Genomic DNA, 21,185 nt, shown 5'->3' on the forward strand with positions numbered 1-21,185 from the left:
TTTTTAATGATAAATTATTTGCCAGGAAATTGGTGAATGTGTACATCCCGTTGCGGAAACGGAATAGTGATATCCGCTGCATCAAAAGCAATTTTTACTTTTTCATACAAGCCAAAATACACTGGCCAGTAATTCTCTGAGTTAACCCACGCCCATACCAGCATACCAATATGACTATCGCCATGTTGACTAACATGTACCACCGGCTTTTTCGCATCTTGATCTTTTAGTACTAATTCATAGTCATTCAACACACCCATAAGCACTTCTCGCGCCTTATGAACATCATCGCCATAACTAATACCAAACTCTATATCAACACGGCGTGTAGGCTCTGCAAATTTGTTTTTGACACAGCCATTAGATAAAGCGCCATTTGGAATGATTATTTTTTCATTATCATAAGTAAGTAGCACAGTGACAAAAATTTGAATCTCAACAACTTTCCCCATATAACCTTGTGCTTCAATAACATCACCGACTTTAAACGGTTTAAAGAATAAAATCAGAACACCACCTGCAAAATTAGCTAAACTACCTTGCAGTGCCATACCAACGGCTAAGCCTGCAGCACCTAACATAGCGATGAATGAGGTGGTTTCGATGCCAATCATAGAGGCAACAGAAATCAGCAAGAGTATTTTTAAAATGACTGAAATAAATGACACTAAAAAGTGTGTGAGCCCAGCTTCAAATTTTACTCTGTTCATTGATTTTTCGGCCATGTTGGCGATGCGGCCAATCAACCACCACCCTATAACCAAGACTAAAATAGCTAAAATAAATTTTGGCCCATATAACATGAGTAATTCGATAGCTTGGTTATATACTTTTTCGATTGAAATATTGTCTATTGTTGCTCCATGTAAATAAACTTAACCGGACACAATACTAGACGAATTAACATGAAAGTGTGTTCTTTAGCAGAAAAATGTGAAACTTCAGAGGCGCTAATATGCGTAAGAAAAAAGGAGTAGCAAGCTACTCCTTTTCTTATTCTTGAATACGTTTACTGGGGATTACTTTAACCAGTTTTACCATATTTTCTTTAACTTCTAATACTTCGATAGGGTAGCCAGCAATACGCAAACTTAAGTTAGCATCTGGAATATCTTCAAGGTATTCTACAATTAAACCACTTAAAGTTTTTGGCCCATCTATAGGGAGCTCCCAGTTCATTTCTTTATTTAAGTCACGAATATTAGCGCCACCATCGACAAGTACAGAACCATCGTCTTGCTCTGTTACTTCTTCACTTGGCGTACGGGTTTGCGTTGTTGTGAAATCTCCAACCACTTCTTCTAAGATATCTTCAAGTGTCACGAGACCTTGAATATCACCATATTCATCTACAACTAGACCAATTCGCTCTTTTGATTGTTGGAATTTTAAAAGTTGTGTATTGAGTGATGTCCCTTCAGGAATAAAGTAAATCTCACGAACGGCACGTAATAGTGAAGGCTTATCAAATTGCTCTTTTGTTAACAGGCGCAGTGCATCACGCGAATGAATGAAGCCTACTGCATCGTCAATTTGGTCTCTATAAAGCAGTACACGCGTGTGTTGTGCATGTGTTAATTGGCGACTGATAAGCTTCCAATCATCATTGATATCAATTGCAACAATCTCATTTCGTGGGATCATGATATCTTCTACGGTGACTTGCTCTAAATCTAAAATAGATGTCAGCATGCTTTGATGGCGAGCAGGAAGCAGGGCCCCTGATTCATTTACCACCGTTTTTAGCTCTTCTTTGCTTAGGCTGTGCTCTTCAATTTGTGCCGTGGTAATGCCAAATAGGCGCAACATACCATTGGTCATCCAGTTAACGATAACGACAAACGGAAATAGTATTTTTAATAGCCCTTTAAGGATGATAGAGCTTGGAAAAGCGACCTTCTCAGGATAGAGCGCTGCGAGTGTTTTAGGGGTCACTTCAGCAAAAATAAGCACAACAAGCGTTAATACGCCGGTGGCAATAGCAATACCCAAGTCACCATACAGGCGAATTCCTATAATCGTAGCGACTTGAGCCGCTGCGATATTAACGAGGTTATTTCCGATTAAGATCAGACCAATTAGTCTATCAGGACGGCTTAACAGTTTACTGACGCGTTTCGCTGCACGGTGATCTTCTTTTGCTAAATGGCGCAAGCGAATACGGTTAATTGACATAATTCCAGTTTCAGAACCAGAAAAATAAGCAGAAATAAGTATCAATAATCCCAATACAATAAACAGGGTACTAGTCGATATGTCGTCCAACGATGGATCCTTTTTTTATAAACCAATGCATATTAAGCTAGAGACAGCTTGCTGAGTCAAGTTAAAACTTATTTAGTATCACTTCTTGTATGAAACGGCTGCCAAAATAAGCAAGTGATAAGATAAATGCGGCTATCATGATCGAAAATACCACAGGCTTCCCTCGCCAACCTTTACGCAGGTGACCGATAGTCACAACGGTAAAAATAACCCAAGCAAGTAAAGAGAGAATTGTTTTATGAATAAACTCACTAGCAAACATACCATCAAGGAAAATAAAGCCAGATAGCAGGGCAAAGGTGAGTAAAATCGTCCCTAAAGTAAGTAATTGATACAGCTGACGCTCAACCACCATTAAAGGGGGTAAGTGGCTGTGCACTATCGCTAAATCTTTACGCTTTAGGCGTTTATCAATAAAGTAAAACTGAATGGCATAAAGAGTCGATATAATGAGCACGCAGTAAGCTAATAAAGACAGGGAAATATGTGTAACCAGCCCTAGCTCGACATCAATTGTATGCAAAATAACGTGGTGAGGAATAAACAAGCTGGCTAAGGTAAGTATTGCCGCAAACCCATATACAACGGGGAGTAACAGTGTCGCTGGAAACTTTAAAGAAACTGCTGTGACAGAGACAACAATAACCCAACATGTCAGTAGGGCAACATTCACAATACTTAAATCTTGACCATCTGCACGAAACACAGAGTTAACCAATAGCAGCATATGAGCAAGGATAGCAACCGTGCTTAAAATGACCGTGAGTTTCTGGCTCGGACCTTGTTTGTGAAAAAGGCGTGATAGCACGTGTGACGTTGCTAACACATAAAACAAACTAGCAATAATAGTTAAACTAATAATCATCGTGTTTTGGCCATTTAATTTATATCGATAAATCCTTGTCTCTTTGATGCCATTGTATTTTATAGTAAGGAAAAAGCATAGAGTTTGTAAAAAGAAACTCAAACAGCACACTTGAACACTGTATTGTCGACCACCATTTACGGTATACTGTTAAGAATTGAAATTTTAATTTCTCCTGTTTTGGGCTTTATATCAATCTAAGAAACAGGCGAAACACGTTTTATCGGAACCTTTACATGTTTGAGAATCTCCAAGAACGCTTAGGTAAAACCTTAAAAAATATCAGTGGTCGTGGACGCCTAACTGAAGACAATATTAAAGATACATTACGTGAAGTCCGCATGGCATTTTTGGAAGCGGATGTTGCACTGCCTGTTGTTCGTGAGTTTGTTAAGCAAGTTAAAGAACGTGCGGTGGGTGTTGAAGTCACTAAAAGCTTAAGCCCTGGCCAAGTTTTTATCAAAATTGTCCGCGAAGAGCTTGAAAAAGCCATGGGCGAAGCGAATGAAGAGCTTAGCCTTAATGCGCAGCCGCCAGCTGTTGTAATGATGGCAGGCCTGCAAGGTGCGGGTAAAACGACGAGTGTCGGTAAACTAGCTAAATTTTTAAAAGAGCGTAAAAAGAAATCGGTACTTGTTGTGAGTGCTGACGTTTATCGTCCAGCGGCAATTAAACAGCTTGAAACACTTGCAGATGAAGTCGGCGTTGAGTTCTTCCCGAGTGATATTTCGCAAAAGCCGGTTGATATCGCAAATAATGCTATCTCTCATGCGAAGAAGAAATTTATCGATGTCGTGTTAGTCGATACCGCGGGTCGTTTGCATGTTGATAACGACATGATGGATGAAATCAAAGCACTTCATAGCGCGATTAACCCAATCGAAACTTTATTTGTTGTTGATGCAATGACAGGTCAAGATGCTGCAAATACAGCAAAAGCATTTGACGAAGCGCTTCCTTTAAGTGGTGTGATCTTAACGAAAACGGATGGTGATGCTCGTGGTGGTGCTGCACTATCAATTCGTCATATCACGGGTAAGCCAATTAAGTTCATGGGTGTGGGTGAGCGTACCGATGCACTTGAACCATTCCACCCTGACCGTATTGCTTCTCGTATCCTAGGTATGGGTGATGTACTTTCATTAATCGAAGAAGTCGAAATGAAAGTTGATAAAGAGAAAGCGGCTAAAGTTGCTGAGAAAGTCTTTAAAGGTGATGGATTTACACTTGATGACTTTGCAGAGCAGCTTCGTCAGATGAAAAACATGGGCGGTATGATGTCAATGCTCGATAAATTGCCGGGTATGCAAAACTTACCTGATGCAGTTAAGGGGCAAATGGGTGATAAAACGTTTGTACAAATGGAAGCGATTATTAACTCAATGACTGCGAAAGAGCGTGCGCGCCCTGAAATCATCAAAGGCTCTCGTAAAAAACGTATTGCAGCAGGCTCTGGTACACAGGTGCAAGAAATCAATAAATTGCTTAAGCAATTTACGCAGATGCAAAAAATGATGAAGAAAATGAAAGGTAAAGGCGGCATGAAGAAAATGATGCGTGGCATGAAAGGCATGTTACCGCCAGGTATGATGGGCGGAGGCCCTAAGTTTTAATACCACCTTTATAGTGCTTATCTTAAAGAAGGAGCAAATAGCTCCTTTTTTAATGGATAAATTATGCGTAATCACTATGCAAAGTTAAGATCGCTAGCGCAGATCAGTGTTTAATCAACTAAACTTACATTTTGCATCACTTCTTACTTGCAATGTTGCAAAAAACTCGTACAATTCCCCAGCTTCCCGTATTGGGGAGTAAATCTTATTAATGAAAACAGTCAATCTATTTAGAGGACGGTATGGTAACTATTCGTTTGCAACGTGGTGGCGCTAAAAAACGCCCTTTCTATCAAATTGTGGTTGCGGATAGCCGTTTCTCGCGTGACGGTCGCTTCATCGAGAAAGTAGGTTTCTTTAACCCAATCGCTTCTGGTCAGGAAGAAAAAGTACGTTTAGATTTATCTCGTGTTGAACACTGGGTAGGTCAAGGCGCATCTCTTTCAGATCGCGTAGCTAAATTAGTTAAAGACGCTCGTAAAGCGGCTTAATAGGCGTAAGTGTAACCATGAGTCAAGAGAACACCTCGATAATCGTTGTAGGAAAGCTCGGTGCCCCCTATGGTATAAAGGGCTGGCTTAAGGTGCATTCATTTACTGATGATCCCGAAGGGATCTTCGATTTCAGCCCATGGTTGATAGGGCAACAAGGTAAATGGCAGACCTTAGAAGTGGTCGACTGGCGTCGCCACAACAAAGGCTTTATCGCTAAAGTTGCGCAAGTAAACGACCGAGATGAAGCAATGGCGTTGACCAATGTTGAAATCTCTGTAGATGCAGCGCAGCTACCAGAATTACCGCAAGGTGAATTCTATTGGCGAGATCTCATCGGCATGTCTGTTGTAACTGATAAAGGTTATAATTTAGGCACGGTTGATGACCTAATGGAGACAGGGTCAAATGATGTTTTGGTTGTGAAAGCAAACAAAAAAGATGCATTTGGCCAAGCTGAACGTTTAATTCCATTTTTAACAGACTCTGTTATTAAAGAAGTTAAACACGAGGCGAGAGAAATTACCGTAGACTGGGATCCTGGGTTTTAATGTCACAAACGAGTTCATTGTGGGTAGGGGTGATAAGCCTTTTCCCGAACATGTTTGACGCTATTACCAATGAAGGGGTAACTGGTCGCGCAGTTAAAAATGGTCTAATCGACTTTAACTGCTGGAATCCACGTGACTATGCTACTGATAAGCATAGAACTGTGGACGATCGTCCTTATGGGGGCGGTCCTGGTATGTTAATGATGGTTGAACCATTGAAACAAGCCATTCTTGACGCAAAAAAAGCGGCAGGTGATGGTGCTAAAGTAATTTATATGTCCCCGCAAGGGCGCAAATTAGATCAGCAAGGGGCGAGCGAACTCGCAAGCTCTAAAAAACTGATTTTGATTGCCGGTCGCTATGAAGGTATAGATGAGCGAATCATAGAATCATATGTTGACGAAGAATGGTCAATAGGTGATTTTATTCTGAGTGGTGGTGAGCTACCCGCCATGACATTAATTGATGCAGTCGCACGATTAGTGCCAGGGGTGCTAGGTCACAACCAATCAGCAGAGCAAGATTCATTTTCGGATGGATTGCTTGATTGCCCTCATTATACACGGCCAGAAACATTGGATGATAAACAGGTGCCTGCTGTATTACTCAGCGGAAACCACCAAGAGATAGCAAAATGGCGCTTAAAGCAGTCATTAGGTAGAACTTGGTTACGTCGTCCTGACTTGTTGCATAACCTAGCTCTGACTGAGGAGCAAGCGGCACTTCTTGCAGAATTCAAGCAAGAGTACCAACAAGCTTGTGGCTAGAAGACAGTTACACCTAGGAAAGTGAGAAATATAATGGCAAAAGTAAACCAAAATATTATTAAAGCGCTTGAAGAAGAGCAGCTTAAAACAGACGTACCAGCATTCGGCGCTGGTGATACAGTAGTTGTACAGGTACGTGTAAAAGAAGGTAACAAAGAGCGTCTACAGGCCTTTGAAGGTGTTGTAATCGCTAAGCGTAATCGTGGTCTTCACTCAGCATTCACAGTTCGTAAAATTTCGAGCGGTGAAGGTGTTGAGCGTGTATTCCAAACGCACAGCCCTCTTATCGACAGCGTAACAGTTAAGCGTCGCGGTGCAGTTCGCCGTGCTAAGCTTTACTATCTACGTGAGCGTTCTGGTAAATCTGCACGTATTAGAGAAAAACTTAACTAATACGCGCTGTTTATCAACGCAAAAAAACGGGTTGCAGCCTTCGGGTTGCAACCCGTTTTGGTTTTTTAAAAAAGCAACTCTCTATAAACTTATCCTTTATACCAATCCGCAATAATACTTAATCATTTTGTGGGATTAAATCTGTCGCTAACGGCGTTAAAAATTTTTGATTTAGAACAACTAAATAACGAAATTTTTGCCTTATTATCAACGAGGTTTTATTGCCTCAAATAGACCACTTAATTAAGCGTATTGGTATTATTTCACCCTTCTTTGCACTTTATCCTGTCATACATTGATGACTCAAGTTTCCTCTATTTGTTAGCTCCTTAGGGCTTTGTACTTTGCAGCTTATGCTGTTACTATAATCTGTATTGTAAGCTTTACTTTTTTGTATATATATATTTACGTTTGGGGTTTGAGGTGTAGTAACGTGGCGACAGTGAATGAATTAGCTGATTTAAGAGCAGGAATAGATGAGTGTGATGCACAATTAGTGGCATTGCTAGCAAAGCGTAATAGCATTACAGAAAAAATAGGGGCAATTAAGCAACAAATCGGCGCTCCGTTACATGCCCCAGATCGTGAAGCTGATTTGTTGGCAGCACGTCGCCAAGAAGCGGTTAACCAAGGTGTTAACCCAGAGTTAGTTGAAGATATTTTGCGTCGTATGATGCGTGAAGCGTACCAAAATCAACAAGGAAATTTAGCCTGCTCGGCTCCTCAATTATCACCTATAGTCATTGTTGGCGGAAAAGGAGCGATGGGGCAATTATTCGCACAGCAATTTATTCGCTCAGGTTATGAAGTGCGTATTTTAGATAAAGAGCAGCAAGCAGAGAGTGAAGCTATCTTGGCAGGGGCTAAGCTTGTACTTGTCAGTGTGCCAATCAATGCATTAGAACAGGTTGTTGCAGCTTTGCCTAAGCTTGATGATGACTGTTTGCTTGTGGATATTACGTCAGTGAAGCAAAAACCATTAAACGCACTCATGGCGGCACATAATGGCCCTGTTGTAGGCTTACATCCGATGTTTGGCCCCGACATTTCTCACTGGGTTAAGCAGACAGTTGTTGTTTGTGAGGGACGTAATCATGAGGTTGCACAGGGCTTGTTAGCCCAGTTGCAAGTGTGGGGTTGTCAAGTTGTCGAAATGGAAGCAAAAAAACACGATGAAGCGATGCAAATCATTCAAGTCATGCGCCACTTAACAACTTTTGTCTATGGTCAATTCTTAGCGAAGCAAAGTCATACACTTGCAGAGCTTCGTAGCTGTTCTTCTCCTATTTATCAATTAGAGCTGATGATGGTAGGGCGGCTTTTTGCTCAGTCACCAGAGCTTTACTCGGATATTATGTTAGCGCAATTTGATGATGTGGAAGATTTACTTGCTAATTATCAAGCGACCTTTGCCGACACGCTAGAAAAACTAAAAACGGGTAATAAAGCTGCTTTGATAGAGGGCTTTGCGGATGCCAAAGAGTATTTTAGTGATGCTACCGTACACTTCTTAACGCAAAGTCGCAGTCTGCTAAATAAAGCCAATGATGCCAAGGTACTTGATTGATCATTGCTTTAAGAGCATTAAAGAAGCGAGTCTATACTCGCTTTTTTTAATTAATTTTATGTGGCTACTCTTTATAGACGAGCAAGACTAAGCGTTTAGTGCTCCAAAGTCTTAGGTGATTAATTACAATCTTAGCTTAAAGTTAGTTTATTTTTTCATTGCGAAGAGATTTTTATCCGCAGGGTACTTACTTTGCTTGTTAGTTGCTGATCATCTGGTACAATCAGTGAGTTGATCGCTTTTTGCGATAGAAGTAGGTGCTAACTCAAGTGGAAATTGAATGAGAATTTTTAAAGCGAAAAGTCCAGCAGGTTTTGCTGAAGAATACATTGTTGAATCTATTTGGAATGGTGACTTTCCGCCTGGCTCAATTCTTCCTGCTGAACGCGAACTTTCAGAACTAATTGGTGTTACCCGCACAACGCTTCGTGAAGTGCTACAACGTTTAGCACGAGATGGTTGGTTAACAATCCAACATGGTAAACCAACGCGTGTAAATAATTTCTGGGAAACATCAGGGCTGAATATTCTTGAAACGTTAGCACGGCTTGATGAAGACAAAATGCCTGAGTTAACCGACCAATTACTGTCTGCACGTACCAATATTAGCGCCATTTATACGCGTGCAGCGATCAAGCTTGCACCTGAACGCGTAATCGAAATTTTATCGCAAAGTGAGCAGCTTGAAGACAGTGCGCAAGCGTTTGCTGACTACGACTACAAAGTACACCATGAGTTAGCTATTGCGGGAAATAATCGCATTTATGTACTGATTTTAAACGGCTTTAAAGGCTTCTATTCAAAAATTGGTTGCCATTATTTTTCTGATTCACGTACCCGTGAATTAGCGCGTCAGTTTTATAAAGACTTAACTTTACTGGCAGAGCGTCGTGAACATGACGGTGCGATTTCTATGATGCGTAAATACGGTCATCAAACAGGTGAAATCTGGCAGCAGATCCGTGGCGATATGCCAGAAGATATAATGGATTAATATTTGTAAAGTATTAACTGTCACCTGAAAACCCAGCTTTATGCTGGGTTTCTTATTTTTACCCAAAATCTACTAAGGTATTGAAAGTTTGGTTTATTTCTGCACTTTATTGAGTAGATAGAAGTTGACTTCAAGTTGCTCAGCCATCAATTTAACCGAATCAATTTTTTCGATTGCATATATCGCTTTTTTCGATTGTTCATTTGTCTGTAACCTCTTTAAACTATCTTGCTAATTATCAGTGCTTACCCTTGGTTTTTGATTTTTCGTAACCATATACTAGTAAGTATTGCGTAGGCAATTGGAAATAAACTCAAATATTTGGAGATAAAAATGGGTGTATTAGTTGGCCGTCAGGCACCAGACTTTACTGCAGCAGCTGTTCTTGGTAACGGTGAAATCGTTGAAAACTTTAACCTAAAAGAAACTATCAAAGGTAAAAAAGCAGTTATCTTCTTTTACCCGTTAGACTTCACTTTCGTATGTCCTTCAGAGCTAATCGCTTTCGACAAACGTTTTGAAGAATTCCAAAAGCGTGGCGTTGAAGTAATCGGTGTTTCTATCGATTCACAATTCTCACACAACGCATGGCGTAACACTGCCGTTGCTGACGGTGGTATTGGTCAAGTGAAATATGCACTTGTTGCAGACGTTAAACACGAAATCTGTCAAGCATATGACGTTGAGCACCCAGAAGCCGGTGTTGCTTTCCGTGGTTCTTTCCTAATCGACGAAGAAGGTAATGTACGTCACCAAGTAGTTAACGACCTTCCACTAGGCCGTAACATCGACGAAATGATCCGTATGGTTGACGCACTCGCATTCCACAGCGAGCACGGTGAAGTATGTCCTGCTGGTTGGACTGAAGGCAAAAAAGGTATGGACGCAAGCCCTGAAGGCGTTGCTAAGTTCCTTTCTGAAAACGAAGGCGACCTATAATTTAGGCCTGAGTTAAAGAGTTAAAAAACCCGCCAGTTGGCGGGTTTTTGTTTTTAAGTCTTGATTAGTTTAATTAAAACGCATCGTTAACTTAGTGTAGAAGTAACGGCCACGTGGATTATGTACACTTGATACATAGCCATATAAGTCGCCATCACCATCACCAATTGCGAATGGTGGATCTTCATCAAATACATTATTAACGCCCACAGAGACCTTTAATTTATCTGAGAAGTTATAAGCGGTCTGTAAATCGACTAATGTTTGTGAGTCAACCATACGCGAAGTATTGCTGTCAAAATCAAGGTCACCATCGAAGTTAATATCTGGAGTGTCCTCAAACTCGCCAATGTAACTAACGTTTACATTCGTATTAAAGTCGCCCATCTCCCAGTTTGTGCTGAAAATCCAGCGATGTTCAGGGTAACGGTACTCGCCAGTGTAATCACGACCATCTTTTTTGAACTCATCTTGGTAGGCCCACTCTAGATTGAATTTCAAGAATCCATAGTCATTCATTGCATGCGTATAGTTTGCCGATACATCTACACCTGAGACTTCTTGCGAAGAGACATTCTCAAATGTGCTGTGTACTTTTTGAATAACACCTAGACTCAAACCATCCTGAGGCGCAAGTCGAACACATACAGTACTGTTTTGGTCATTACAATTCTCATTGTAAATAGGGCCGAACTCTTGCTCGTCAATCTTATTATCTTGAGTGATACTCCAGATATCCACACCAAAACCAAACTCAGCCGTTGGCGCCCAAATAAAGCCGACGTTCCACGACTCAGATTCCTCAGCTTCAAGATTTGGATTACCTGCAAATTGAATGTTGTAATCAAGCGCATCGCAATCTTGTCCAGTTGCTTGGCATCGGTAGGTATCTACAAAGAACTGGCTTTCTTCTGAAGGTCCCAAGCCTATTTGTGCAAGCGATGGCGCTCTAAACCCTTGTGCCCAAGAACCTCGAACGGTAATAGAGTCTGTTGGAGCCCAGCGAACTGCTACTTTAGGGTTTGTAGTCGAACCAAAGTCACTGTAATCATCGTAACGACCAGCAAGTTGTAGCTCTAGATTGTCGGCAAGTGGAATTGAAAACTCGATATAGGCAGCATATTGATCACGTTCAGCAGCCGCTGAAACAGATTCAGTACCAAAAATTAACCCGCGTTGGAATTGATCATCTGGAATGTCGCTAACATCTTCTTCGCGGTACTCAATACCGGCAGCCATCATCACAACATCATCGCCAAAGCTGAATGCTTCACCAGTGATGTTTGCATCAAATGATGTCATATGTGATTCACCACGGCGCACTAGGCTTGTTGTGATACGATCAATAACATCTTGACTATTATAGGTGCCGCCGAATGGGTTGTAGTTACCCGCGTCGATTTCTTGTTGTAAAAAGTCAGTACGTACCCAGCCTTGGCTTCTGTCGCCAGTTTGCATTGATTTGCTACGGCCTTTTTGTACCGCCGCTTCCCAGCTCCAGTCACTAATTTCACCTTTGAGTCCGGCAACAAAGCGTAGTGTATCTGATTCAATGTCCCACTGACGCGCTCCTGCATCCACTGTACGGTAACGACCAATATCAATATCTTGACCAAAAGGATTATTCGGATGACTTGCTGGAACTGTCAGTCCTGCGTCTTCATCAAGTGGAGTAGGCGCCCCAGCTGCTTGTGATGAATTGTGTTGAACCGCCACTTCTAAGAAAGCTGAAATTCCATTATCGAAGTTATATTCAAATTGTGAAATAGCACCCACTCGCTCAGATGCCGGCGTAATATAACCATATGGGCCATAGTCGAATAAACAATTACCATCTTCTTTAGCTCTGTCTGGAGGACAAGATGGATCAATTGTTTTTTCGCCATCTACATAAAAGTAACCTGGAAAACCGCGTGATGAGCGAAAATCCATACCACCATAGGGTTCTTGGTTTGCAGTACCTAATCGCCCCATTTCATCTGATGATAAAGCTGTGTTATTGAAGTAATCAATAATGATAGATGCACTACTTTTTTCAGTGCTCGTACCCCACACTAGACTGGCTGTTTTTTCTTCATAATTAGGCCCGTCTGTACCGCCATAACCTAGGTTAACTTCTAGCCCATTTATATCTTTCTTTAGGATGATATTAACGACACCAGCTACAGCATCGGAGCCATAAATAGCCGATGCCCCATCTTTTAAAATATCGATTCGCTCAATAGCTGATACAGGGATTGAGTTAATATCAACAAATGAGTTAGTGATGCTTTCAGCAAATGCACTAATAGACACTCGGCGGCCATTTATTAACACAAGCGTGGCATCAGAGCCTAATCCACGTAAACTCACTGCAGCAGCCCCGTTCGCTGTAGAGTCTTGGTTATTACCACGGGTAGAAAATGTACCATTACCGGCTACGGGCATACGTTCTAAAAGTTGTTGTAAGTTGTCGTAGCCCATATTATCAATGTCTGCACGACTGATAGATTGCACCGGCGAAGGGCCTTCAATATCAGAGCGTTTAATGCGAGAACCTGTTACTTCAATACGTTCGACCTTTTCAGCTCCATCTGTTTGAGCTGCAACAGACATAAAGCTTGTGCCTGCTAACGCTGCAATGGTAAATGCATAAAGTGGTCGTTGCATAAAGTGATGGGAGTTCTTCATAAAATTCAATCCTTGTTTCAATGTGAGAATATTGTGAATAAATATCACGAAAAAGATTGATACCATGTAAATGGCGTGTTTTCAAATAGCAAAAAGGTATGGGTTTTTAAGCTGATAATGGTTTTTTGGAGAGTGAAGTGTGTGTTTTCAAGGGGTACAAGCCTAACAAAAAAGTTAGGCTTTAATATTATTTTTAAGCTTTGTGCTTCATTAGGCGCTCTTTTTCACGAGCCCAATCTTTATTTTTTCCGTCTTCACGTTTGTCGTGCATCTTTTTACCTTTAGCAAGGTGGAACTCCAACTTCACCCAGCATTTTTTCCAGTACATAGCCGTTGCGATCAGTGAGTAACCTTCACGCTCTGTTGCACCGATAAGACGATCGATCTCACGCTTATTTAAAAGTAACTTACGATACCGAAGTGGATCGCAAATCACGTGTGTTGAAGCACTATTGAGAGGCTGAATTTGACTGCCAAGTAAAAATGCTTCGCCGTTTTTAATATGAATATAAGTCTCAGAGATGTTTACTTTACCTGCTCGGATACTTTTTACTTCCCAGCCTTGTAGTTCAACCCCTGCTTCAAACTTATCGTGTAAAAAATACTCATGGCGCGCTTTTTTGTTCAGCGCGATGGTATTACTTGTCGATTTAGATGATTTTTTCTTAGCCATAGTGTCCCATATTATACGTAAATACAGCGTTTTTACATCGCTTTTTTAAGGCTTTGCGTAAATTATACTAGTACGAAAATTTGGGGAAATAGCTAAAGCTTGCTAAAATTCGTCGACACAGTTGGGAGTGAATATGCCACAAATAGAAAAAAGTGCGCTGGTAATGTACAGCAGCAAAGAAATGTTTGATTTAGTCAACGATGTAGATGCTTACCCAGAGTTTTTGCCACATTGCTCAGATGCAAAAATTGTTTCAAAACAGCCCTCTGGTATGACAGCCAGCTTAGAGATTTCTAAAGCGGGTTTAAAAAAGTGGTTCACGACTGAAAACACCTTTATAGATGATCATACTGTGTCATTACAACTAGTTGATGGCCCATTTAAATCCCTAAAAGGGAAGTGGCACTTTTTACCTTTAGATGACAAAGCCTGTAAAGTGCAACTACATCTAGAGTTTGAGTTTGCAAGTAAACTTATTGAGCTTGCATTTGGCAAGGTATTTAATGAAGTTGCGAAGAATATGGTGAATGCCTTCACTCAGCGTGCTAAAGCGGTTTATGGAGCTCGTTTATGATCAGTGTAGAAGTTGTATTTGCATTACCGACAACAGCAACCAGTTTACTCGTTGAAGTGCCAACAGGCACAACGGCTGAGCAGGCAGTTATTAAGTCTGGAATTATCGACAAGTGCCCAGAAATAGATGCAAGTAATCTGACCCTAGGTATTTGGAATCGAACGTGTAAATTGACGCAAGAAGTTAAACAAGGCGACCGAATTGAAATCTATCGTCCCTTGATTGCTGACCCTAAGGATGCCCGCAGACGCCGAGCAGAAAAAGCGAAGGAAGAGGGGCGTGCGAATAAAATAACGGGTGGACGGCCTAAATAAAAAAGGTAGCACCTAGCTACCTTTTCTTGTCTTAGAACTTATTCTTGTTCTAGAGGGGTATTGAACTCGCTTGGTTGATCGTAATCACCTGAAATTGAAACCAGCTTGTCGTTCTCAAAGTTTACAGTGAGCGATTTTCGCTGCTCATTATCACGACCGATGTTAAATACATAAAGGTAATGCCAAGTGCTTTTATCAAAAGAGTCTTCTGCCACGGGTTTACCTAGGACATAAACCACTTGCTCACGAGTCATGTTTACGCGTAGCTTATCAACATCAGACTGCTCTAAAAAGTTACCTTGGGGAATGTTGATACGATAAACCCAGCTAGAACATCCTGCTGTAACAGTTAAAGCAAGGGAAAGTACGAGCCAAAAAGAAAAAGTTTTAAACGACTGCATTATTTGTTTGAATCCTTATTTTTTATACTTTGCATGATACCGATTAGTCACAGAAGGTAAAACCCTTTTCAACAATTGTTTTTGCTGAGATTGACGTTTACGAGGCACAAATTTGACCACAGACACGACAAAAAGTTTACCTGAATCAATAAAAAAGCGCGAGAGTATGGATGCTGTGTGGCATTTGTATATCGTTCAGACGCGTTTAGGGCATTGGTACACAGGAATAAGTACTGATGTTGAAAAACGTTTTGCCGCACACGAGGCTGGTAAAGGAGCTAAGAACTTAAAAGGCAAAGGGCCTTTAACGCTAGTATACCAACAAAAGGTTGGCACCCGCAGTGAGGCAAGTAAGTTAGAGGCACGTGTGAAAAAGTTAACCAAAATACAAAAAAAGCAGTTTGTATTGTGTACTCAACTCCCTGTTAAGTAAGTCACAAACTCCGCTATTTTTAAAATGGTTTGCTCATAAAGGTGAAAGTCGATATGTTCTAGCGTGTCTGTTACTTGATGATGATGTTTATCATCACCCATGCCGAAATAAATAAAAGGAATATCAGCTTTGGCAAATGCGTAGTGATCACTTGCTTTACGCCAGTTAATGTTAGTGCCAAGTAATCTATTGAGTCGTGCTGATGAACTGCTTACTATAAATGTTAATTCCTTATCAGAGAGCAAAGTTAACGCTTTTTTATACTGACTACCAGACTGCCTATCTAAATACACATAAATGCGTGGTTTGTGTTTATTAACCACTAACATATCAAGGTTTATACTTAGTTTGATATCACTTAAATTAAGTGTGGAGACAAGATATTTACTGCCGTGTAAACCGTTTTCTTCAGCATCCGTAGCGACAAAAACTAAGTTGTACTGTCGAGTTTGATGCGCTAAATGATGTGCTAAGTACAACAGCGCAGCTACGCCGCTGGCATTATCGTTCGCTCCTGGGTAATAGCGGCTTCCTGTTGGCCCTAGGTGATCATAGTGAGCGGTGAAAATGATCATTTTGCAATCAGTGCATGCTGTTTTCTGCGTGGCGATTATATTAACGCCTGAGCGTTTTTGGTTAAAAGGAACATCATACTCAAAGGGTTGTTTACGTACGTTGTAGTTTAGTTCTAAGAAGCGCTCACTAATAAACTCACCCGCATGTTTTGCACCAAGCGTATTTGTTTTCCTGCCATAAAATTGACTGGATGTAAGTGCTGTAATGTCCTTTTCGAGTGCGGTTTGTGCATTCGCATATGCATGACCAGTCAGAATAAGTAACAGACTACTAGTAGTGAGTAAGCTTAGCTGTGTGAGAGCGAATAGCTTGTAATTTGCTTTCATAGCGTTTTTTATCATGATCGAAATCAGCTTTGTTATTAGCGGATATTAAGTACTTTCTGGCAAGTTTTAAATCCCCTAATTGGTAGTAGGTTTTGGCAAGACCAAAGTCAGAATCATGAAGTTTAATGTTTAAGCTGCGTGCTTTTTTATAGTGTTTGAGTGCATCTTGATAGCGCGCTGCGGCATATGCATCGTTACCTAATGAAATATGATAGTAAGGATTGGATTGGCGCTTTTTATCTAGCCTAGTGAGAATGTCTTCTCCCTCTTTTTCACGGTTAGTGAGTTTGTAGATAAGTGCTAAGTTGCCAAGTGCGGTATGATTGTTCACATCAAGATCAATCGCATGCAGGTAAGCAGCTTCAGCCTGTTTAAAGTGATTAGTTAAACGCAACAGTACCCCTAAGTTACCCCAAGCACCTGAATATTTTGGGTCGACTTTAATCGCTCCAGTAAAATAACTGTAAGCTAAATCGTAGCTCTCATTGAGCATAGCGGCAGCGCCTTTGTTATTATAAAACATTGCAGTAATGCGCGCTTTATCAATGTAACTGGTTTTAAATGATTCTTGACGGCTATTAGGGTCAAAATCAATGACTAAAGCGCGCTCTTGCGGGTAAATGACCCTTAGATTCGTGAGCTGTTTGCCTCTTTCTTTCACTCTTAGGTTAATGTGTCCAGTGAGTAAATTAAACCCATTATTCAAAGCCCAATACTCAGGGATGTGTACTTTTTGAAATTGTCCATATAAACCCAAATGCTCAGCGAGACTATATGCGAGTATAGAAAGCGATAAACAGTTCGCATTTAAGTCGTTATAGGCTTGCGCTGCGGTAAGGGTCGCGCCTGACTGATAAGAGAGGGATTCATCGCCATTATCGAGTAAAAACTGCATCAGTCGCTTTGCACTGCGGATAGAGCGTTGACCCTCAGGAAAGCTCATGTCGAGGCGTTCTTTTATAGTGGGCGTTAATGTAAAGATATCTTTTTGGCTTTCGATCTCCAAAATGTTGAAATCTTCAATCTGGGTAAGGGCGTTGGGGGGTGAAAGAGGTTTATCAGCAGTACTATTGCACGCACTTAAAAAGCAAAGGTTTAATACAAGAATAAACGTTGTTGTTTTCATCTGACCCTCTTAAATTCACGGCCTAAATCACTTTAAGTATAGGCGGTGAATCAAAAAGGGTCAGTGTTAACTGTTACAAAACGTGTCAGCGTTTGTCAAAAGTAGCCACTAAATCATCCAGAGTTTGTGCGCTGGTTGCTAAATCTTTTATCGCTTGTTCAGTATCTATTTGTTCACGCATAACATTGTCACTAATATCGCTAATCTGTTCAATATTACGACCAACATCAGCGACGACGTTGCTTTGCTCCTCGGTGGCGGTCGCAATCAAGGTGGCCATATCATTTATTTCGTTTGCAGCATCATTAATTGCATTGAGTAACTCAACAGAGCTCTGCATCGCATCCACACTTAATTGAGCTTGTGATTTCGAGTGATTGATATGCTCAACCACTAAATCAGACGTATTCGTCAGATCGCTGATCATTGTTTGAATTTCATTAGTCGATTGCGATGTTCTGCTTGCTAGTGCTCTCACTTCATCGGCTACAACAGCGAATCCGCGACCATGTTCACCTGCCCGGGCTGATTCAATTGCCGCATTAAGTGCCAGTAAGTTCGTTTGCTCAGAAATTCCTCTGATGGCATCAACAATGTTTGCAATAGCTTGCGTTTTACCTGCCAATTCGTTCACTTGCACCGTTATATTATCTATATCAGCCGCAAGCTCAGTGATCGCTTGCTGGCTTTGTGTGACCTGAACATGGCTTTGTTCAGTATTTTGTTTACTGCTTTCAGTGAGCTTTGCTGTATTTGCTGCGCTTGATGCAATTTCTTGCACTGTTGCACCCATTTCGTTAATTGCAGCCGCAACGGAAATAGTTTGCTCTTTCTGATTATCCAATGCGTCTGAATTTTTCTGGGTTTGTTTAAATACATGACTTGCGCTTTGTCTGATCTCTCGACTTTCTTGCGCTACTTGGCCAATCGCTGTTTCGATTTTGGTCATAAATTGATTAAAGCCAGCACTCAAATTTGCAAGCTCTGGTTGCTCTGAGCTAGGTAATCGATAGGCTAAATTTGCATCACCAGAGCCTAACCGAGTAAATAACTCTGCCATTTTTGATAAAGGAGATGACAATGTTCTAGCTAGTAGTAAACCTGCAAAACTGGCAACGAATGCGATGACAATTGCAAAGCTGATAATTTGCCATGTCAATGTATCAATACTTGCAAAGACTTCACGCTTAGGCACTTGTGCAACAACAAACAGGTCTGTGTTTTTTATTGGGCTTGCAGCAACCAGCGTTTCTTCTCCCTTGATGCTGACTTCCTTAAGAGTAAACTCTTCACCAGTTAATAGTGTGCTTGTAATACCTGATTCATAAAGCGTATCAAGTTTTGCTTTGGCTACTTTACTGGCGTCTTTGTGCAGCTTTATCAAGCCATGTTTGTCAACAACAAAGACAAAACCGGTTTTCTCTATTTGAAACTTTTGCAGCATTGCTTGCATGTCATCAATACTTTTAGCAAGACCTGCCAAACCTAAGCCATTAGTTTGTTGGTGGTTTACAAACATTTTTACGTCTGTAGGTGATTCTTGGTAAATACTGATAGAAAAAGGGTTTTTTGACTGTTTAAACGCAAAAAACCAACCATCTTGCTCTTTAGTAAGTACTCTTAAAAAACCATCTTGATTCCAATATTGCGCTGTTTCACGGTTTGCCCATGAAGCTGTCGCAAGATCGTATTGTGCAACTAAGCGATTCAACTCTTTAAGTAAAATCGTATCATCAGTATCACTAGAGCGTGCCCAGTCGATAACAAACGCGTTACTTGAAAGCTGCTCAGCGGCACTGATCATTTGGTTTATATCGTGGCTAATATAATTATCAATTGCTTGTAACTTGCTTGGTAGCTCAGACTCGATCATTCGTTGTTCAATGATTTGTTTAGCACTATAAATTGCGGTTACGCCAATTAACGCAGCAACAATGAGTGCAATAGAGCTACCTAGTAGAGTGATTTTTTTAGTAATGGTAAGGTGATTTAACGCCATGAAAGTGTCTTAGGTTACAACATTAAGGTAGTTATTTTAGCATAGACTTTTCAGATGACGAATTAAACTAGGACCAAAAAAGCCCAAAGCATATGCAATTGGGCTTGGTTTCTAACAAGCGAAACTTACTTTCTAGGGTTAAACTATTTTCTTCATTGCCGACATGTAACCACGTAATTTACTGCCAACAATTTCAACAGGGTGCTCACGCAGGGCCTTGTTCACCGCGATTAAAGTTTGGTTGTCCACCTGATTTGATGAATCACCTAAACCTTTACCAATCACATCAGTGTCGATATCTTTCATAAAATCTTGTAGTAAAGGCAAACATGCGTGGTTGTATAGGTAGCAACCATATTCAGCTGTATCTGAAATTGTTCTGTTCATTTCGAAAAGCTTTTTACGCGCAATCGTGTTAGCGATCAGTGGCGTTTCGTGTAATGACTCATAGTAAGCTGATTCGTCGATAATGCCAGCAGCAGTCATGGTTTCAAACGCAAGTTCAACGCCTGCTTTAACCATAGCAACCATCAAGATACCTTGGTCGAAGAAAGTTTGCTCGTTAATTTCTTCATCGGTATTTTGCTGTTTTTCGAATGCGGTTTCGGCAGTTTCAGCACGCCATGCAAGAAGCTTTGCATCATCTTCAGCCCAATCAGCCATCATACCGCGAGAGAATTCGCCGCTGATGATATCGTCCATATGCTTATTATAAAGTGGACGCATAATTGTTTTAAGTTGTTCGCTTAATTCAAATGCTTTAACTTTTGCTGGGTTTGATAAGCGGTCAAGCATGTTAGTCACACCGCCATACTTAAGTGCTTCAGTGATCACTTCCCAACCGTATTGGATTAACTTTGACGCGTAACTTGCATCAATACCTTTTTCGACCATTTTATCAAAGCAAAGTAGTGAGCCAGTTTGTAACATGCCACATAGAATCGTTTGCTCGCCCATTAAGTCAGACTTAACTTCTGCAATGAATGATGATTTTAGTACACCAGCACGATGACCACCGGTACCAGCTGCATACGCTTTCGCTTGCGCTAGGCCATGACCTTGAGGGTCGTTTTCTGGGTGAACGGCAATGAGTGTTGGTACGCCAAAGCCACGTTTATATTCTTCACGCACTTCTGAACCAGGGCATTTAGGCGCAACCATGATAACAGTTAAGTCTTCGCGAATTTGCATGCCTTCTTCAACGATATTAAAGCCATGTGAATAGGCAAGCGTTGCACCTTGTTTCATCAGCGGCATGATGGCATTAACAACAGATGTATGTTGTTTATCAGGAGTTAGGTTTAATACTACATCAGCCGTTGGAATAAGCTCTTCATATGTGCCTACAGTGAAGCCGTTTTCAGATGCGTTTAAGAAAGATTGACGACGCTCAGCAATCGCTGACTCACGCAGTGTGTAAGAAACATCTAAACCAGAATCACGTAAATTTAAACCTTGGTTAAGGCCTTGTGCACCACAGCCGACAATAACGAGTTTTTTCCCTTTTAAAGCGTCTACGCCATCAGCAAATTCTGATGGGTCCATAAATTCACATTGCGCTAATTGCGCTAACTGCTCTCTCAAAGGAAGAGTATTAAAATAATTCGCCATTGTTAGTGTCCTATAAATACAAGTTTTTCAAAAAACA

The 21,185-nt window shown here is 40.9% G+C and carries 21 protein-coding genes; 11 read left to right on the forward strand and 10 right to left on the reverse strand.

Going from position 1 to position 21,185, the window contains the following annotated elements; all coding sequences use genetic code 11:
* Positions 1-14 precede the first annotated feature (14 nt).
* The 3 genes from L0Z67_RS05760 to L0Z67_RS05770 all read right to left on the reverse strand — a co-directional run bounded on the left by L0Z67_RS05760 (position 15) and on the right by L0Z67_RS05770 (position 3,130).
* Entirely contained in the window at positions 15-854 is an 840-nt protein-coding gene (locus L0Z67_RS05760) for a mechanosensitive ion channel family protein (RefSeq protein WP_405128710.1), read from the reverse strand.
* 139 nt (positions 855-993) lie between these two features.
* Entirely contained in the window at positions 994-2,265 is a 1,272-nt protein-coding gene (locus L0Z67_RS05765) for an HlyC/CorC family transporter (RefSeq protein ID WP_083515358.1), read from the reverse strand.
* A gap of 61 nt (positions 2,266-2,326) precedes the next feature.
* Positions 2,327-3,130 (reverse strand): inner membrane protein YpjD, encoded by an 804-nt coding sequence (locus tag L0Z67_RS05770; RefSeq protein ID WP_062570534.1) that lies wholly within the window; start codon positions 3,128-3,130, stop codon positions 2,327-2,329.
* Between the two features lie 236 nt (positions 3,131-3,366).
* On the opposite strand from L0Z67_RS05770, the gene ffh reads away from it, so the two are divergent.
* The 8 genes from ffh to L0Z67_RS05810 all read left to right on the forward strand — a co-directional run bounded on the left by ffh (position 3,367) and on the right by L0Z67_RS05810 (position 10,445).
* The gene (gene ffh, locus L0Z67_RS05775) at positions 3,367-4,743 is read left to right on the forward strand and encodes a signal recognition particle protein (RefSeq protein WP_062570535.1); all 1,377 of its coding nucleotides are present in this window, start codon (positions 3,367-3,369) and stop codon (positions 4,741-4,743) included.
* A gap of 242 nt (positions 4,744-4,985) precedes the next feature.
* Positions 4,986-5,234, forward strand: coding sequence for a 30S ribosomal protein S16 (gene rpsP / locus L0Z67_RS05780; protein ID WP_036967110.1), 249 nt, complete (start codon positions 4,986-4,988; stop codon positions 5,232-5,234).
* A gap of 17 nt (positions 5,235-5,251) precedes the next feature.
* Positions 5,252-5,785 carry a ribosome maturation factor RimM gene (gene rimM / locus L0Z67_RS05785; protein WP_062570536.1) on the forward strand — a complete coding sequence of 178 codons (534 nt, stop codon included), beginning with the start codon at positions 5,252-5,254 and terminating at the stop codon, positions 5,783-5,785.
* The gene (gene trmD, locus L0Z67_RS05790) at positions 5,785-6,552 is read left to right on the forward strand and encodes a tRNA (guanosine(37)-N1)-methyltransferase TrmD (protein ID WP_062570537.1); all 768 of its coding nucleotides are present in this window, start codon (positions 5,785-5,787) and stop codon (positions 6,550-6,552) included. The genes rimM and trmD overlap by 1 nt, the downstream gene beginning before the upstream one ends.
* Positions 6,553-6,585: 33 nt before the next feature.
* Entirely contained in the window at positions 6,586-6,945 is a 360-nt protein-coding gene (gene rplS / locus L0Z67_RS05795) for a 50S ribosomal protein L19 (RefSeq protein ID WP_004587324.1), read from the forward strand.
* Between the two features lie 433 nt (positions 6,946-7,378).
* Positions 7,379-8,512, forward strand: coding sequence for a bifunctional chorismate mutase/prephenate dehydrogenase (gene tyrA / locus L0Z67_RS05800; RefSeq protein ID WP_405128572.1), 1,134 nt, complete (start codon positions 7,379-7,381; stop codon positions 8,510-8,512).
* A 280-nt stretch (positions 8,513-8,792) separates the two neighbouring features.
* On the forward strand, positions 8,793-9,506 hold the full coding sequence (gene fadR, locus L0Z67_RS05805) for a fatty acid metabolism transcriptional regulator FadR (protein ID WP_062570539.1): 714 nt from the start codon (positions 8,793-8,795) through the stop codon (positions 9,504-9,506).
* Positions 9,507-9,839: 333 nt separating this feature from the next.
* Positions 9,840-10,445, forward strand: coding sequence for a peroxiredoxin C (locus tag L0Z67_RS05810; protein WP_054551729.1), 606 nt, complete (start codon positions 9,840-9,842; stop codon positions 10,443-10,445).
* A gap of 69 nt (positions 10,446-10,514) precedes the next feature.
* Here L0Z67_RS05810 and L0Z67_RS05815 read toward each other — a convergent pair whose 3' ends face one another.
* Both L0Z67_RS05815 and smpB read right to left on the reverse strand, forming a co-directional pair.
* Positions 10,515-13,115: a TonB-dependent receptor gene (locus tag L0Z67_RS05815; protein ID WP_405128573.1), complete on the reverse strand. Its 2,601-nt coding sequence runs from the start codon at positions 13,113-13,115 to the stop codon at positions 10,515-10,517.
* A gap of 193 nt (positions 13,116-13,308) precedes the next feature.
* On the reverse strand, positions 13,309-13,788 hold the full coding sequence (smpB, locus tag L0Z67_RS05820) for an SsrA-binding protein SmpB (protein ID WP_062570541.1): 480 nt from the start codon (positions 13,786-13,788) through the stop codon (positions 13,309-13,311).
* Positions 13,789-13,921: 133 nt separating this feature from the next.
* Here smpB and L0Z67_RS05825 point away from each other — a divergent pair, with 133 nt between their 5' ends.
* Together L0Z67_RS05825 and L0Z67_RS05830 are read left to right on the forward strand one after the other, a co-directional pair.
* Positions 13,922-14,362 (forward strand): type II toxin-antitoxin system RatA family toxin, encoded by a 441-nt coding sequence (locus L0Z67_RS05825; protein ID WP_062570542.1) that lies wholly within the window; start codon positions 13,922-13,924, stop codon positions 14,360-14,362.
* The gene (locus tag L0Z67_RS05830; protein WP_062570543.1) at positions 14,359-14,676 is read left to right on the forward strand and encodes an RnfH family protein; all 318 of its coding nucleotides are present in this window, start codon (positions 14,359-14,361) and stop codon (positions 14,674-14,676) included. Before L0Z67_RS05825 ends, L0Z67_RS05830 begins: the two co-directional genes overlap by 4 nt.
* 38 nt (positions 14,677-14,714) lie before the next feature.
* Here the strand turns inward: L0Z67_RS05830 and L0Z67_RS05835 are convergent, their stop codons facing one another.
* Positions 14,715-15,077, reverse strand: coding sequence for an outer membrane protein assembly factor BamE (locus L0Z67_RS05835; protein ID WP_062570544.1), 363 nt, complete (start codon positions 15,075-15,077; stop codon positions 14,715-14,717).
* 112 nt (positions 15,078-15,189) lie between these two features.
* Here L0Z67_RS05835 and L0Z67_RS05840 point away from each other — a divergent pair, with 112 nt between their 5' ends.
* Entirely contained in the window at positions 15,190-15,510 is a 321-nt protein-coding gene (locus L0Z67_RS05840) for a GIY-YIG nuclease family protein (RefSeq protein ID WP_062570545.1), read from the forward strand.
* Here the strand turns inward: L0Z67_RS05840 and L0Z67_RS05845 are convergent.
* The 4 genes from L0Z67_RS05845 to ilvC all read right to left on the reverse strand — a co-directional run bounded on the left by L0Z67_RS05845 (position 15,492) and on the right by ilvC (position 21,148).
* Entirely contained in the window at positions 15,492-16,412 is a 921-nt protein-coding gene (locus tag L0Z67_RS05845) for a M20/M25/M40 family metallo-hydrolase (RefSeq protein WP_062570546.1), read from the reverse strand. The two genes, L0Z67_RS05840 and L0Z67_RS05845, sit on opposite strands and share 19 nt — an antisense overlap.
* Complete coding sequence (locus L0Z67_RS05850; RefSeq protein ID WP_062570547.1) at positions 16,357-17,538, reverse strand: tetratricopeptide repeat protein; 1,182 nt, start codon at positions 17,536-17,538, stop codon at positions 16,357-16,359. Before L0Z67_RS05850 ends, L0Z67_RS05845 begins: the two co-directional genes overlap by 56 nt.
* 85 nt (positions 17,539-17,623) lie before the next feature.
* Positions 17,624-19,537 carry a methyl-accepting chemotaxis protein gene (locus L0Z67_RS05855; protein WP_405128574.1) on the reverse strand — a complete coding sequence of 638 codons (1,914 nt, stop codon included), beginning with the start codon at positions 19,535-19,537 and terminating at the stop codon, positions 17,624-17,626.
* A gap of 138 nt (positions 19,538-19,675) precedes the next feature.
* Complete coding sequence (gene ilvC, locus L0Z67_RS05860) at positions 19,676-21,148, reverse strand: ketol-acid reductoisomerase (RefSeq protein ID WP_062570549.1); 1,473 nt, start codon at positions 21,146-21,148, stop codon at positions 19,676-19,678.
* Positions 21,149-21,185 lie beyond the last annotated feature (37 nt).

The sequence above is a fragment of the Pseudoalteromonas sp. PB2-1 genome, assembly GCF_045040605.1.
In the GTDB taxonomy this organism is placed as follows: Bacteria; Pseudomonadota; Gammaproteobacteria; order Enterobacterales; family Alteromonadaceae; genus Pseudoalteromonas; species Pseudoalteromonas arabiensis.

Excerpts from the sequence above, each read along its gene's own strand:
- smpB (WP_062570541.1), bottom strand. The coding sequence starts at position 13,788 with ATGGCTAAGAAAAAATCATCTAAATCGACAAGTAATACCATCGCGCTG.
- rpsP (WP_036967110.1), top strand. The coding sequence starts at position 4,986 with ATGGTAACTATTCGTTTGCAACGTGGTGGCGCTAAAAAACGCCCTTTC.
- L0Z67_RS05770 (WP_062570534.1), bottom strand. The coding sequence starts at position 3,130 with ATGATTATTAGTTTAACTATTATTGCTAGTTTGTTTTATGTGTTAGCA.
- L0Z67_RS05830 (WP_062570543.1), top strand. The coding sequence starts at position 14,359 with ATGATCAGTGTAGAAGTTGTATTTGCATTACCGACAACAGCAACCAGT.
- L0Z67_RS05845 (WP_062570546.1), bottom strand. The coding sequence starts at position 16,412 with ATGAAAGCAAATTACAAGCTATTCGCTCTCACACAGCTAAGCTTACTC.
- rplS (WP_004587324.1), top strand. The coding sequence starts at position 6,586 with ATGGCAAAAGTAAACCAAAATATTATTAAAGCGCTTGAAGAAGAGCAG.
- L0Z67_RS05815 (WP_405128573.1), bottom strand. The coding sequence starts at position 13,115 with ATGAAGAACTCCCATCACTTTATGCAACGACCACTTTATGCATTTACC.
- rimM (WP_062570536.1), top strand. The coding sequence starts at position 5,252 with ATGAGTCAAGAGAACACCTCGATAATCGTTGTAGGAAAGCTCGGTGCC.
- L0Z67_RS05825 (WP_062570542.1), top strand. The coding sequence starts at position 13,922 with ATGCCACAAATAGAAAAAAGTGCGCTGGTAATGTACAGCAGCAAAGAA.
- L0Z67_RS05835 (WP_062570544.1), bottom strand. The coding sequence starts at position 15,077 with ATGCAGTCGTTTAAAACTTTTTCTTTTTGGCTCGTACTTTCCCTTGCT.
- ffh (WP_062570535.1), top strand. The coding sequence starts at position 3,367 with ATGTTTGAGAATCTCCAAGAACGCTTAGGTAAAACCTTAAAAAATATC.
- L0Z67_RS05855 (WP_405128574.1), bottom strand. The coding sequence starts at position 19,537 with ATGGCGTTAAATCACCTTACCATTACTAAAAAAATCACTCTACTAGGT.
- ilvC (WP_062570549.1), bottom strand. The coding sequence starts at position 21,148 with ATGGCGAATTATTTTAATACTCTTCCTTTGAGAGAGCAGTTAGCGCAA.
- trmD (WP_062570537.1), top strand. The coding sequence starts at position 5,785 with ATGTCACAAACGAGTTCATTGTGGGTAGGGGTGATAAGCCTTTTCCCG.
- L0Z67_RS05850 (WP_062570547.1), bottom strand. The coding sequence starts at position 17,538 with ATGAAAACAACAACGTTTATTCTTGTATTAAACCTTTGCTTTTTAAGT.
- L0Z67_RS05810 (WP_054551729.1), top strand. The coding sequence starts at position 9,840 with ATGGGTGTATTAGTTGGCCGTCAGGCACCAGACTTTACTGCAGCAGCT.
- fadR (WP_062570539.1), top strand. The coding sequence starts at position 8,793 with ATGAGAATTTTTAAAGCGAAAAGTCCAGCAGGTTTTGCTGAAGAATAC.